The organism is Mangrovibacter plantisponsor (assembly GCF_003182475.1).
Classification (GTDB): Bacteria; Pseudomonadota; Gammaproteobacteria; order Enterobacterales; family Enterobacteriaceae; genus Mangrovibacter; species Mangrovibacter plantisponsor.
In genome coordinates this window covers 74,938-87,240 of record NZ_QGTS01000014.1, presented here as the reverse complement: position 1 = coordinate 87,240, position 12,303 = coordinate 74,938, and the positions used below count along the sequence as shown (strand labels likewise).

General features: G+C 38.0%; 16 protein-coding genes and 1 pseudogene. 3 read left to right on the top strand and 14 right to left on the bottom strand.

The genetic code is table 11. The features are described from left to right. Nucleotides 1-82 precede the first annotated feature (82 nt). Nucleotides 83-1,078: a 6-phosphogluconolactonase gene (gene pgl / locus DES37_RS20215; protein ID WP_110027567.1), complete on the bottom strand. Its 996-nt coding sequence runs from the start codon at nucleotides 1,076-1,078 to the stop codon at nucleotides 83-85. A 141-nt stretch (nucleotides 1,079-1,219) separates the two neighbouring features. On the opposite strand from pgl, the pseudogene DES37_RS20210 reads away from it, so the two are divergent. Next, nucleotides 1,220-1,474 (top strand): annotated as a pseudogene (locus DES37_RS20210) (HAD-IIB family hydrolase); the annotation flags it as partial. A 99-nt stretch (nucleotides 1,475-1,573) separates the two neighbouring features. Next, on the top strand, nucleotides 1,574-2,389 hold the full coding sequence (locus DES37_RS20205; RefSeq protein WP_110027566.1) for a pyridoxal phosphatase: 816 nt from the start codon (nucleotides 1,574-1,576) through the stop codon (nucleotides 2,387-2,389). An 18-nt stretch (nucleotides 2,390-2,407) separates the two neighbouring features. Here the strand turns inward: DES37_RS20205 and DES37_RS20200 are convergent, their stop codons facing one another. Beyond that, nucleotides 2,408-3,133 (bottom strand): class I SAM-dependent methyltransferase, encoded by a 726-nt coding sequence (locus DES37_RS20200; RefSeq protein ID WP_110027565.1) that lies wholly within the window; start codon nucleotides 3,131-3,133, stop codon nucleotides 2,408-2,410. 40 nt (nucleotides 3,134-3,173) lie between these two features. Here DES37_RS20200 and DES37_RS20195 point away from each other — a divergent pair, with 40 nt between their 5' ends. Continuing rightward, nucleotides 3,174-3,422, top strand: coding sequence for a hypothetical protein (locus DES37_RS20195; protein WP_245930146.1), 249 nt, complete (start codon nucleotides 3,174-3,176; stop codon nucleotides 3,420-3,422). 49 nt (nucleotides 3,423-3,471) lie between these two features. On the opposite strand, the gene DES37_RS20190 is transcribed toward DES37_RS20195, so the two are convergent. The 12 genes from DES37_RS20190 to DES37_RS20135 form a co-directional block, all read right to left on the bottom strand. Beyond that, nucleotides 3,472-4,038, bottom strand: a complete 567-nt coding sequence (locus DES37_RS20190) for a hypothetical protein (protein ID WP_146211542.1) — start codon at nucleotides 4,036-4,038, stop codon at nucleotides 3,472-3,474. 187 nt (nucleotides 4,039-4,225) lie between these two features. After that, nucleotides 4,226-4,528, bottom strand: coding sequence for a hypothetical protein (locus DES37_RS20185; RefSeq protein ID WP_245930144.1), 303 nt, complete (start codon nucleotides 4,526-4,528; stop codon nucleotides 4,226-4,228). Beyond that, nucleotides 4,491-4,847: a hypothetical protein gene (locus DES37_RS20180; protein WP_110027560.1), complete on the bottom strand. Its 357-nt coding sequence runs from the start codon at nucleotides 4,845-4,847 to the stop codon at nucleotides 4,491-4,493. The genes DES37_RS20185 and DES37_RS20180 overlap by 38 nt, the downstream gene beginning before the upstream one ends. Before the next feature lie 2 nt (nucleotides 4,848-4,849). Beyond that, nucleotides 4,850-5,431 (bottom strand): hypothetical protein, encoded by a 582-nt coding sequence (locus DES37_RS20175; protein ID WP_110027559.1) that lies wholly within the window; start codon nucleotides 5,429-5,431, stop codon nucleotides 4,850-4,852. Then, nucleotides 5,428-5,853 carry a GIY-YIG nuclease family protein gene (locus DES37_RS20170; protein ID WP_110027557.1) on the bottom strand — a complete coding sequence of 142 codons (426 nt, stop codon included), beginning with the start codon at nucleotides 5,851-5,853 and terminating at the stop codon, nucleotides 5,428-5,430. The genes DES37_RS20175 and DES37_RS20170 overlap by 4 nt, the downstream gene beginning before the upstream one ends. A 4-nt stretch (nucleotides 5,854-5,857) precedes the next feature. Further along, a complete protein-coding gene (locus tag DES37_RS20165) occupies nucleotides 5,858-6,310 on the bottom strand; it encodes a glycoside hydrolase family protein (RefSeq protein WP_110027555.1) in 453 nt (150 codons plus the stop codon). A 72-nt stretch (nucleotides 6,311-6,382) separates the two neighbouring features. Beyond that, nucleotides 6,383-6,646 carry a hypothetical protein gene (locus DES37_RS20160; RefSeq protein ID WP_110027554.1) on the bottom strand — a complete coding sequence of 88 codons (264 nt, stop codon included), beginning with the start codon at nucleotides 6,644-6,646 and terminating at the stop codon, nucleotides 6,383-6,385. 39 nt (nucleotides 6,647-6,685) lie between these two features. After that, a complete protein-coding gene (locus DES37_RS20155; RefSeq protein WP_110027552.1) occupies nucleotides 6,686-7,333 on the bottom strand; it encodes a hypothetical protein in 648 nt (215 codons plus the stop codon). 299 nt (nucleotides 7,334-7,632) lie between these two features. Beyond that, nucleotides 7,633-10,608, bottom strand: coding sequence for a phage tail tip fiber protein (locus tag DES37_RS20150; RefSeq protein WP_170123800.1), 2,976 nt, complete (start codon nucleotides 10,606-10,608; stop codon nucleotides 7,633-7,635). Nucleotides 10,609-10,631: 23 nt separating this feature from the next. Then, entirely contained in the window at nucleotides 10,632-11,057 is a 426-nt protein-coding gene (locus DES37_RS20145) for a DUF6950 family protein (protein ID WP_110027549.1), read from the bottom strand. After that, nucleotides 11,054-11,680, bottom strand: coding sequence for a DUF2163 domain-containing protein (locus tag DES37_RS20140; protein ID WP_146211541.1), 627 nt, complete (start codon nucleotides 11,678-11,680; stop codon nucleotides 11,054-11,056). The genes DES37_RS20145 and DES37_RS20140 overlap by 4 nt, the downstream gene beginning before the upstream one ends. Before the next feature lie 16 nt (nucleotides 11,681-11,696). Next, nucleotides 11,697-12,257 (bottom strand): hypothetical protein, encoded by a 561-nt coding sequence (locus tag DES37_RS20135; protein ID WP_146211540.1) that lies wholly within the window; start codon nucleotides 12,255-12,257, stop codon nucleotides 11,697-11,699. Nucleotides 12,258-12,303 lie beyond the last annotated feature (46 nt).

The window sequence follows — 12,303 nt, the reverse complement described above, 5'->3', positions numbered from 1 at the left end:
AAAACGCCGCAGAGCCATTTCTGCGGCGTTTTTATTTTAGCGGGATGTGACACGTTCAATGGCACACATCGTTACCTGATTTTTATAACGTATTCACCACCACCCACATTGGCCCCTGGCCGGTGGCATAACGCCCTTTTTCTTCCAGCAAACCTTGCTCGCCTTTAATTTCATAAACAGCGATATGGTGCGATTTCTGGCCTGCCGCAATCAGATACTTGCCGCTGTTATCAATATTGAAGCCACGCGGCTGCGTTTCTGTTGGCTGGAAGCCTTCCAGCGCCAGTACACTGCCATCTTCCGAAACAGTGAAAATGGTTAGCAGGCTGGAGGTTCTGTCGCAGGCATATAAATGCCTGCCGTCAGGTGTGATGTGAAGGTCTGCAGCCCAGCGGGTGTCGGTGAAATCGGACGGCATCATGTCAATGGTCTGCACACAGGCGACCTGGTTGTGTGGGTCACTCAGCGCCCAAACATTAACGGTACCATTGAGCTCATTCACGCTGTATGCGAATTTCCCGCCCGGGTGGAAAGCCATATGGCGAGGACCAGCGCCTTCCACTGTAGTGACTTCTGCCGGTTTTTGCGGTGTTAATTTACCGCTGTCTTCCAGGGAAAACAGGCAGATGCGATCCTGTTTTAATGCCGGAACCCACAAAGTTTTGTTATCCGGGCTGATATTGGCAGAGTGGCACCCTTCCAGGCCTTCAATCACTTCAACCACTTCACCCGGCAGGCCGTCGTTCAGTGGGGTCACACTGACACAACCACCATTATAAGAGCCACAGAATAAGAAACGCCCGGTGTGGTCGGTTGAGATATGCGTAGGGCTGCCAGGTAAAGCAGCATGGCCGGCATCGGACAGTGTGCCGTCTTCCGGGGAAATATGCCAGGCGATAACCCTGAATTCAGGGCGTACACCGGCATACAGAAAACGCTTGTCCGGACTGATAACCAGGGGCTGAACCTGGCCTGCGACATCCACAACCTGGCGCAAGGTCAGCTCACCGCTGGCATCAAGTTGCCATACATGGATTTGCTGGCTTTCAGGACTGGCGGTATAGACGATTTGTTTCATGAATACTCCTGTTATCACGGTAGCCTGGTAGCGACGGGCAGAAGGACAGCCGACAGTACCCGGTGCAAGTGGCGCCGGGAGTTTTCCTGTTGGCGCCAACGGTGTACCATCGAACCAGACCCTTTCGTAATGGAACCTTAAATGACTTATCGTGTTATTGCACTTGATTTAGATGGCACTTTACTGACGCCACAAAAAACCATCTTGCCTGAATCCCTTGCTGCACTGCAAAAAGCAAAACAGGCAGGTTACCAGGTTTTGATTGTGACGGGGCGCCATCACGTCGCTATACATCCTTTTTATCAGGCTCTGCGCCTGGATACACCTGCCATCTGCTGTAATGGCACTTATTTGAATAACGGCCAAAGTAAACAAACAAATTCATCACATGCACTAAGTCTGTTCAACCGTTGTACCAGTGCTCAAAAATTTTCGTCGTAGCAGCAAAGCCGTGTACTATCTGTATAACGTCCAAATCTTAAGCAAAAACACTATATGAACTATAAAGTTATAGCCCTCGATCTTGATGGTACTCTATTAACACCAGAAAAAACCATTCTTCCAGAATCACTTATAGCACTTCAACATGCACGAAAGGCTGGTGCAAAAGTTGTTATAGTCACTGGACGGCATTTTGTTGCTATCCATCCTTTTTATCAGGCTCTGAACCTTGATACACCTGCCATCTGTTGTAATGGTACGTTGCTGTACAACTACCAAGAGAAGAAGGTTATTGCTTCTGATCCCCTTCAATCTGAGCAAGCTAAACAGTTGGTTGACCTACTTGATCATTACGATGTTCATAGCTTGATGTATGCCGATGATGCCATGTTCTATAAAGAACCTACGGGGCATATTATCCGTACTGAAAATTGGGCAAAATCATTACCCGAATCACAACGCCCTGTTTTCAGGCATGTAAATTCACTACGTGAAGCCGCTCATGAAGTAGATTCAATCTGGAAATTTGCCCTTACTGATACTGACGTAGAAAAATTAAATAACTTCACTCAGGTTGTTGAACGTGAACTTGGCCTTGCCTGTGAATGGTCATGGCATGATCAAGTTGATATCGCCCAGGCTGGAAACAGCAAAGGAAAACGGCTGGCACAATGGGTTGAATCTCAGGGTTTATCAATGAACCAGGTGATTGCTTTTGGCGATAACCATAATGATCTGAGTATGTTGCAAAGTGCCGGTATTGGTGTGGCTATGGGGAATTCAGTAGAAGAACTTAAAGCCTGTGCTGATATGGTGATTGGTGATAATACTCAAACAGGTATTGCTGACCTGCTTAAGAAATACTTTTGATTTTCTAGTACAGTCACGTTATTCATTATCGTGACTGTACTCAACCGTTACCACCTCACAAATCACGCTTGTACCATGCCATTCATCCTTATAGATTGAAGTATCAATGCCACACCCTGCTTCGAACGTCCAGCCAGTGTCTTTAACAAACTTCTTGTACTTCGGTGATTCCTTTCTCTCATAGCATCGAACACCACTGTACACAAAACCTGCTGAACCCTGGGGAACAATCCAGACTCCATAATCTGCAAACTCTGCCCCTTTGGTTATGACCTTGTATTCGAATTCAGAACCACTGTAAGAGCCTGTAACAGCTTCTGAGGTATTAATCTTACCGAATGGTGGATTGCCATAAACAATGTCGTAGCGTTGCTCTGAGGCGTATGTGAGAGCATCACCAGTGATCCACTCTGCCTCTGGAAGTACTCTCTTGCCTATCTGTACGTACTCTGGATTCAATTCAACACACGTTATGTGTTCTGGCTTACATCTGGTGTACTGGCAGAATGATAACCTCCCTATTCCAGCACAAAGTTCCAGACACCTTCCAGTACAGTAACTATCTATCGTGAAATCCCATCCCAACCATTCAGGCGTAAAGAATGCACCCGTAGCACCTACTGCATCCCCTGCGTAGTTGTTTAATATAAATTCTTTTTCTTCAAATGTGAGCTGTCTATCTGAATGTACTAAATCCAATACCTGCTGATGTAGTTTTGTTTCCTTTTTTGTTAATTTTCCCATAAAGTAATACCCGTATAAGTTAATGTACGGGTATTTAGTGATGAGAATAATACTTTTATTGGCTATACCACTGATGATAACTGGATGTGCTGCTGTTCAATACAATGATGGTAAAACAGTAAGTATTCAGTCTGATGGTTGGTACGGTTTAGATAGTCTACAAAAAACAGCAAATGCAGCATGTCAACAATATGGAAAATCAAAAGCCAAGTACGTGCATAGTGCTAATATGAATCCAAATCTACCATCTGGTTCTGGTGTACAGAATACTGTTTGGGAATGTGAATAAAAAAACACCCGTTTAAACGGGTGTTTTTTAGATATACTATAATGGATCATTATTCTTCTATATCAAAATAATCAATAACTCTCTTATCCAACTCATTAAAAGAATTAAACCCCAAAAGCAAGTCATTATATTTATCACGCATATCATGTAAGTTATTCAAAAGCAACTTTCTACTAAAGTTTGTAGATTCATCTTTTTTTATACATTCTAATACACTCAAAATAGAACCATAGCAACTTATTTGCAATAGTTGGAGACTTGACATATTCAACACTAAAGAATGATGTAAACGCAATGCTTCATCATTATATACCCACCCCAACTTATCCAAATGAGTTTTTATATCACATATTGCTCGTATCATTGGCGTAATTACTTCAAGGTCAACAAATTTATCTTTTTCAATTCTATTGAATAGGTCATCACTTACATTATTCTGGATAGCAAAGAGATAAAAACTCAACTCAGTATGTGCCTTGGTTAAAAGATCCATAACTTCTTTATATTTGAATATAACAAGATCTGATGCTTTATCATAAGCAGTTGATGCAATCTTTTTGTTTAAAAAGTTCTTTGCTTCAAAGTACGCAGCGATTGCCGCAAAAGCCATAACCATATCACTGATTGCTGAAAGCCAATCGGTAACGGATGAAGCATAATTATGAAAAATAATCAAAATGCATAATAGAATACTGAACAATAACATTATCAATCTAAAAAATAAGTACTTCGCGTATATTTTTTTAATTATTAATATCATATGTTTCAGATCATTTTTGATGAGACTCATCATTCATCCTATGTTAGCTACCACCACCAATCAAGATTATAAGTACTTTCCAGACTTCATCAAGTGGTATCGCTGGAAGTACTAAACCCATCAAGGCAAAGATAGGTATCACAACATAGTTATAAAATACGATGAAGGTTAATACATATCCCAACATTTGCCGCCATGTAAAACCTTTACGTGTTTCTTCAAGTGTTATCTCATTTTGTTCATGACTATTCTGAGCTTCTAACTCGTCTTTTGACTCTTGTTTTTTCTGGAAGAATCCAAATCCAGTTTTAATCAATTCGATTATTGTCGCTAATGAAAACATCATCCTCATCCTTTTCTAAAAATTGTACTATATAAGTACGTGTTCTTATTCCTTTAACGTAAAGCATAGCAGAATCAAGTATCTTTACTTTCTGTACCTGTCCATCATATGACCAATCAACAATATGACCTTTTCGAACATCTGGTTCTTTACCAAGTTGAAAAGCAATATTCATACAATCACCTGCCAAAAAATCTGGATTGAACTTAGAATCAATAAAACATACATTGTACTGAAGTGAATTCATAAATGGTTTACTTCCTGCAAAAAGAATCATATCTGTTTCTTCCTGATCATAATGCTGACCTTCATTAGTATTCATAATTACCCCTTAGTAAATTTAAATTGTCCATTAACATTGTTTAGTATCAAACGAGCACCTTTTTCAGCATTCTCAAAGAAATCAAAAATCATCTTACGTTTCTTTGTTTCTCGTACTGCTACAATACGTTTACTCTGTTTACCTTTCTTCTGCTTCTTGGTTGTATCAATTAAGTACTTTTTACCTTTCTGCTCAACAACCACATAACGCTTACTGTTTAAACCTGCTTTTAGGCCAACAATGTTTCCTTGCTTGTTCAAACGTGCATTATCAGTAGGTACAAACTTGGTTTCACTCGACTGTTCAAAAATAATCGATTGTAAGTACTTCAATTGGCTTGAACGTACTATAATCTGGTTTGTTCTTGTACCATTACTGTTTTGAATGAAGTTAAAGAATATAGTACGTTTGGTAAATGCTACCGGGCCACCTTCTATACTTGTATTTAACTGTTCCTGTAATTGTTTGCTTAACGCTCTTGCACGGTTTGTTATCTCTTTTTGCATGTTATTGATGTACGTAGTTCCATCCTTAACTAACATTTGTCCGGCCTGTTGTGGTGTCGTTCCCTGCCAACCATTCATGATAGATCTCCCATAATCCGTTGAAGTACTGAAAACTGATAACCGTTATCTTTCTTCAGTCTCTGCTTTGTCATAATCGCTTGATTAATATTCAATGGATGTGTACCAAATATACTAATCAATGCTGTCTCAAGATTACTTGCCTGTTGTAGTGTCGGGAACATCCATAGAATGGTTTTACGAAATGGTTCACCAGCCTGAATTCGTTCTTTCACACTTTTGGAACTACTTAAGTACTCAAACCAGTTACTTTCTCTTGTTTCATGAGTTAATTTACTAACATCCTTCAAGGCTTTATACACCTGCTTTACACCAAAATAATATTCATTAGTGTTAGTGAACTGGATCATATACACAAATGCTGCGTTTTCGTATACATCATCAATAGTGAATTCATCAGGGTAAAATATGTTCCATATCATTTGATTACCCCCGAACTACATAGGCAATCATCGAATCAACACGTTTTGGTGTTTGTCTGTACCAGTTACTGTCTTTAACCTCGATAATGGCTGTAGCATAGTTACCTGCTTTCAATGCCGCTAGAAATTTCTTGAACTTGCGAGTACCACCAATACCCAATTGGAATACCATCATCACAATGAAATCATTCCAGCGTGAATCCTTCGGTAAATTTAGTTCAAGGGTAGCGGCCTGGGTTTGTGCTTTGTGAATATCAATTTCTAGTAATTTATCTGCTTCTTCTTCTGTTAATCCATTACTGAAGTCTTCACCATGTAGTACTAAATGACCATAACCAATAGTGCTATAACCAAGACTGTCTTTATATGTCCAGAATTTACCATTGCGAAAGTACCCTAGCTTTGCCTGATATTGTTTAGTACCTTCATATTCTTTTAGTTGTTCTTTCAAATCCATTTGTATTATTCCTTATATAGAACCTTCCATAGTTCTATTTATAAAAAGGGGAGCTTCGTGCTCCCCTAATGATTATTTGTTTCTTTCTTCGAGAATTGTAATTATCTTTGCAATGCTAATTTTCATTTCTGTCATTTCTGATAGTACTTTTTCTATTTTGTGAATATCTTTAACCATAATTTCAAGTTTTTGTTCTTGTAATGTCAAACGACTTTCAATACTGGCAAACCTGTTTTCATTTATGATCATATCCCTTCGACGATCACGAATAGTAGTATATAGAAAGAAGCAAATAGGTAGTAAAACACCTGCAACAAGTGCAATTATCCATTCCATTATTAATACCTTTATTATTATTCTTCTAGTATTTATCTATTAATACCCTGTAAATACTGCAAGTGGTATCTTGAGGCCGTATGTGTATAGTGGAGTACTGGTATATGCTGTTTGGTTACTACATATATATGTTGCCTGTAATTGTGTACCAGTCCATTTAAGACAAACACCACTGTAACCAGTTACTTCACCATCATCTGATAAATTACCTGGGCAACTGTTTTGTAAGAACCAAGGATTGTACGAAAGTGTTTTACTGTAGGTTGCACCCTGCAAGTTAGTACCTGCTGGGATCTCCATGAAATCAACTATACGGGGCATACTACCAGCACTTGTGGCAGACCATATCAACGTACCTGAGCTGTTATACACATCCAGATAACCGGAAGTAATTGCACCGCTCTTATCACTTATCATGAAACGTCCACTGTTTGCCGCCCACATTGATGCACCTGGAAAACACCACTGCCCTGAATTTAATTGCCCCCATCTAAGCATACCTTCGGGTAAAAACTGATATGGAAGAAAACCAAGATTACTACCATTACCAAAATTTGTTGATAACACGTAATAACCCGTATCTGTCACGGTTGTAACATTCTTAAGAGTACTAACAACTGTATGTTTATTATTACTGTCAATAATTAACTTCCCTGCTGAATTATATATTTCTATTCCTGCTGCCATAAATCCTCACTCATATCTGTAAATTTCTACTGATAAGGTATCACTGAATCCATGTGCAGTTGGTAGATAGAAAACACGAAAACCACCGTCATAACATTTAACAGCATAATCTTGCCAGTATGCAGTACTGACAATAGTGACAATCCAGCCTGATGTGGTCATTCCTGAATATGAAAATGACCATGACGTTGCACCACTGCCACATGTAATACTCTGTGTACCCACATACCTAATAAAATAATCACCAAGATCGACAATTAGCCGACCTGATGAATCCCAACATTGTAAACCACTACTCATTACCATAATCCTAATCTGACACGTAACACACCACTACCATCATAAATGTTAATCTGATTATTACTGATAGACATTCTTCCAGTACCTGATGTAGTTCCGTTAATATAAAAGTTCCCTGATTTATTTATCTGCCAACCAGTACTATTAGCTACATAGTTAGTACTTTGTATAGTGTTGGCGATTTTGGCAGTACTTATACTTGCATCCTGTATCTTGGCAGTACTTATACTTGCATCAGCTATATGTGCATTGTTAATAACACCAGTACCAATAGCAGCACTACCAATACTTGCCGATTGTATAATTGCCCCATTGATGTATGTAACACTTCCTTGAACTACAAAAGGATATACCTTATTACTTGAACTGGCTGTTGCCGAATCAATTACACTGAAACGATCTGCAACTACTGTGAAAGTACTTTCTGTACCACTGTTAGCAAGTGCAATACCGCTAACATAGTTGTTATTGTTAACAGATACTGTCCAGCCCGTATACCCTGCCTCATCTATAATTTGTTCTTTTACAGTATTGAATTCAGAACTTGACAGAATCCCGTCTACAACATCATCATTTAATTGACTATAAGGCACTGACGTTTTTTGATTAAATGGTGTGATAGTTGACCACTTAAGATTATCCATACCAAATAAATCATAAATTGCCGCCCTTGCATAATATTGTCCATCATCAATGCTTGCAAAATAGGTATAGTACTGAGTAGTAGTAAAATTATTAACACCTATTGTAAAATCAGAACTAGAACTAATCTGAAATAATACACCTGCAAAATCATCAGGGAAGTTGTCTGAATCGTATGTGAACGCTATTTGACCTATAGCCGAATACATTTGAAGATTCTGTATTAATGGTGCTTGTGGGTTACTGACAGTTAGTGTTACCTCACTTGAATAATCACTTGCAGACTGACCATGTACAATAATCCCAAATATTCGTTGACGGCTTAAACCATCATTCTGATTCATAGCATACGTATACGTCCATGTAGTACTTGTAGTGTAATAACTGTTTAATTGTGTACCCTGTGAATCCCTTACAACAATTTCGTACTGTTTAAAGTAAGAACTGAAAGGTTTACCATTAACATTACCTGTTGGTGCATTCCACCCGATAATAAAATCTGTCTGTTCTGTTTGTGTTGTCCCATAGTTCGAATCATAGTTAACCAAATGTAGATTACTGATTTCAGGCATTGTGAAATTATAATCTGGTACTATACCTGTTTGACTTACCTTGTCTGATACAAAACCAAGATTGTTATATGCAGCAACGGCAAAATCATATTGGGTACTTTGGTTAAGTCCATATAGTTCATACTCTGTAACGTACTTACTCGTTTGATCTGCAACTAACCATGTAGTACTTCCAGTTTGTCTATAGTATGTGTAATAACCAAGAAGGTTAGGATCTATCGATGCGTCCCAATCCATTACAACTGTTAGTCCGTTGTTGGTTGTACCCTTACGTGTTACAGAAAGGTTCTTTGGTGGTTGTACACTTACTGCTTTAGCAATACTACCAGTAACACTCCATACACCCGGATCAGTACCGTTATATACACCATCTGAATATTCAACACAGGTAAGGTTCACCATTCCGATCCCGTCTTGTGTCATTACGATTTCTTTTGTTAAAACACGAAACTTCTTGTTAGATAGTCCATATTCTGAAAAGCTAACTGTTATAACATCCCAAGGTTTAAGATCCCAGCCAGAATCTGTTGTAAATGCTAAGGTATTAAGTAAGTATTTTGATTTAAGCAATTCTTTGTTAGCAAGTTCTGCTACTTTGTCTTTATCGTAAATCCATGAAAAATCCAGATCAGTTACGATAATACGTCCATCACTCTGAATAACTTCATCTGAAGTAATATCACTCGGTATACGTAACACATCACTTGAATATGAATTATCCACATTCGTATATGTTGCATCAACGGCGTTAAAGTAATCAGTCATACCGCTTGTTGCATAGGTCACTTCACTAAATATGGTATCTTCATTGAATGAGGCTACACTTGTACTAGCTACATCCAGAGTTAAATACATCTTACCTGCATGAACGTACAGTACACCACCAAATGACTGAAGAATACTTTCAATATTTGATTTATTCGATTTCTGATAATCAATTGCACCGTTAGAATAATACTCATATTGTTGACAGTACTGTGCAATTGAACTAAAGGAATTTAAATCTATCACTGATGGATCAATACCCATACCATATTCGGTATTAGTGATGAAATCATATATCTGACTTGGTGGATTACTTGACGCTCTAGTAACACCATCGGTTAAATCATAAATCAAGCGACCTTTTATTTCTGCTGTAAGAACATAGTTATCATTAACAAGAATACTATTCTCTAATGAATCCTGTGTTTTCTTGATTACAGTATGAACCTGTACAATATTGTTACCGTGAAAAGTACTATTCCATTGACTTCCTGCATATTGTGTAGCAAGGCTGGAAGTGCCAGAATATGAATTACCAAAATAGACTTCTAATTGTAAGTAAGGACGGTACTTTTCTTTAATCTTACTACTATCTACAATTCCTTCTGCCTCAATTGGGAAATCAAGTACTGGTTCATCGTCAAAATATAATTGACTAATAAATTGAGGTATTGGCCCCATACATAATGCATGTGCAGTATATAAATACTGACTGTTATTATTCTGTACATTATACCAGGGGACAATAGAACCCACTTTGATATAACAAGAATTATCCCAAGGACTAAAATCTGGTGCTTGCCCCCCATATACAATAGGTAATCCACTTTGTGGGGCTGTCGTTCGTGATAATGTTGTTGCACTATCTGATGTTTGCATCCCTGATATTGATGCCATCATTTGACTTGTAGCGATGTAACTCGCTGCACCGGCAGCGGCTCCCCATGCTGCCGCTGCCGCTAAAGATGCACCACCAGTGTATACGCTCGCTGCCACGGCAACCGCCATTACTACGGCACTTAGAATGCTACTGAATCCACCCTTCCCCATTTTGTTACCTTCCTTAGTCTGTAATACTTACCATCTTCCGTAATGGCTTCTTTGTTCATATAAAACCCCGTATGATCTTCAAGTACTGCAATATATGCATTGTGCTGAAATACTGTTACATTAAGACCAGTACTTGCTACCCATATATCACCTAATATTGGTGATGTTACTTCATCTGCGTGTTGTTTTATTAATTCTTCAATTCCAGTAAATCCAATTGACTGAAATAGTTTTAATCCATCTTTTACATTGTCATATCCAATATTGGCAGTGCTCATATAGTCAGCACCACAAAATAGATCAATCCATTTGAGTACTATCAAATTACAATCATTCTTACCAATCTCATATGGATTATCCAATGCTTCATTTAATATATTAATTAGTCCTATCATGATTTATACTTCCATGTTTGCTCTGCATGTAGGATACCCAATAAGGAAAAGAAATTATCACCTGGATGCATAGATTGATGTACTGAATTTGCAGCTAAAGTTTTAGGATCATTATCTAACTTCTTCCAAATACTATTAATGTTAATTTCTAATTCGTTCTTGATTGAATCATGCTGATTGTTTGCACTTGCTGAAACATAATCGACATAACCAGAATACATTGTTTGATATTCAAGTACTGAATTATCTGCTGGATTAAGTATCACCAACATAAAATTCACTTTTGCGTTCTGATATGCACCATCAAGGGCAAGTACCATATTGTCCTGTTCAATACCTGATAGTGTAAAAGTTATACCATCATTGGTTATGTTTTTTTGTTCTGTAATATTAGGAAAACCATTATCCATAAATCCGGGATATGAAATGTACTGAACACCATTTATTGATATATCTGTAAATCCATCATTCCAGTGCAATGGTGTGATTGATTTTGGCATTACATCAACGGCTATTACAGTACAACCAACTGATACCACTTCTGGTAATGTCAGACTGGTTTTATTAGTTCCCCTGTGCATGTTGTAGTACTGCAATAGGCTTGCATTTGTGTATGTAGTCATTATTGTAGATACTCCGTTATTGTAAATATTCTGTTGCTTTAAGTTGAATACTCATGGCATTACCAACGTTTAAACTGTAATCGTTATCATTATTCAACATAAATTGCCCTTCAATACCTTTGTACTTAATGATTTCACCAATAACTACATTCTGGCGTAGATTTGGAAATATACTGAGTACATTGTTGGAATTGGAAATTACTCGATAAATCTTTTTATGGTTACTGAACTGAATCAAAGTACCAACTTCTACGGTATAACCTGATGCGACTAGAATTTGGTACGCACCTTTTGCACTGGCTGCTGTAGCCTGAATTGATTTTGTTTGTGTGCCAAGATAGTTACCATAGAATCCAAGAGACAAATTGAATGGTGCACCTTGTGAATATTGTGCAATGAATGCATTGTACTCTTGCAAGTACTTCTTCTCGAATTGCATTGTAAATTGTATTGTGTAGTACTGAATGCCAGTACTTCTAGTATGAATAACACCCGTCCATGATTGATTTGAAAAAATTGGTTCATTAGATGTTACCTGAACATCAGATAGTTTTATATTATTTGTGAATACACTCATTTAGTACCTCCGTGTTATTGTATTTATGAAATAAGTAAGGGGCATA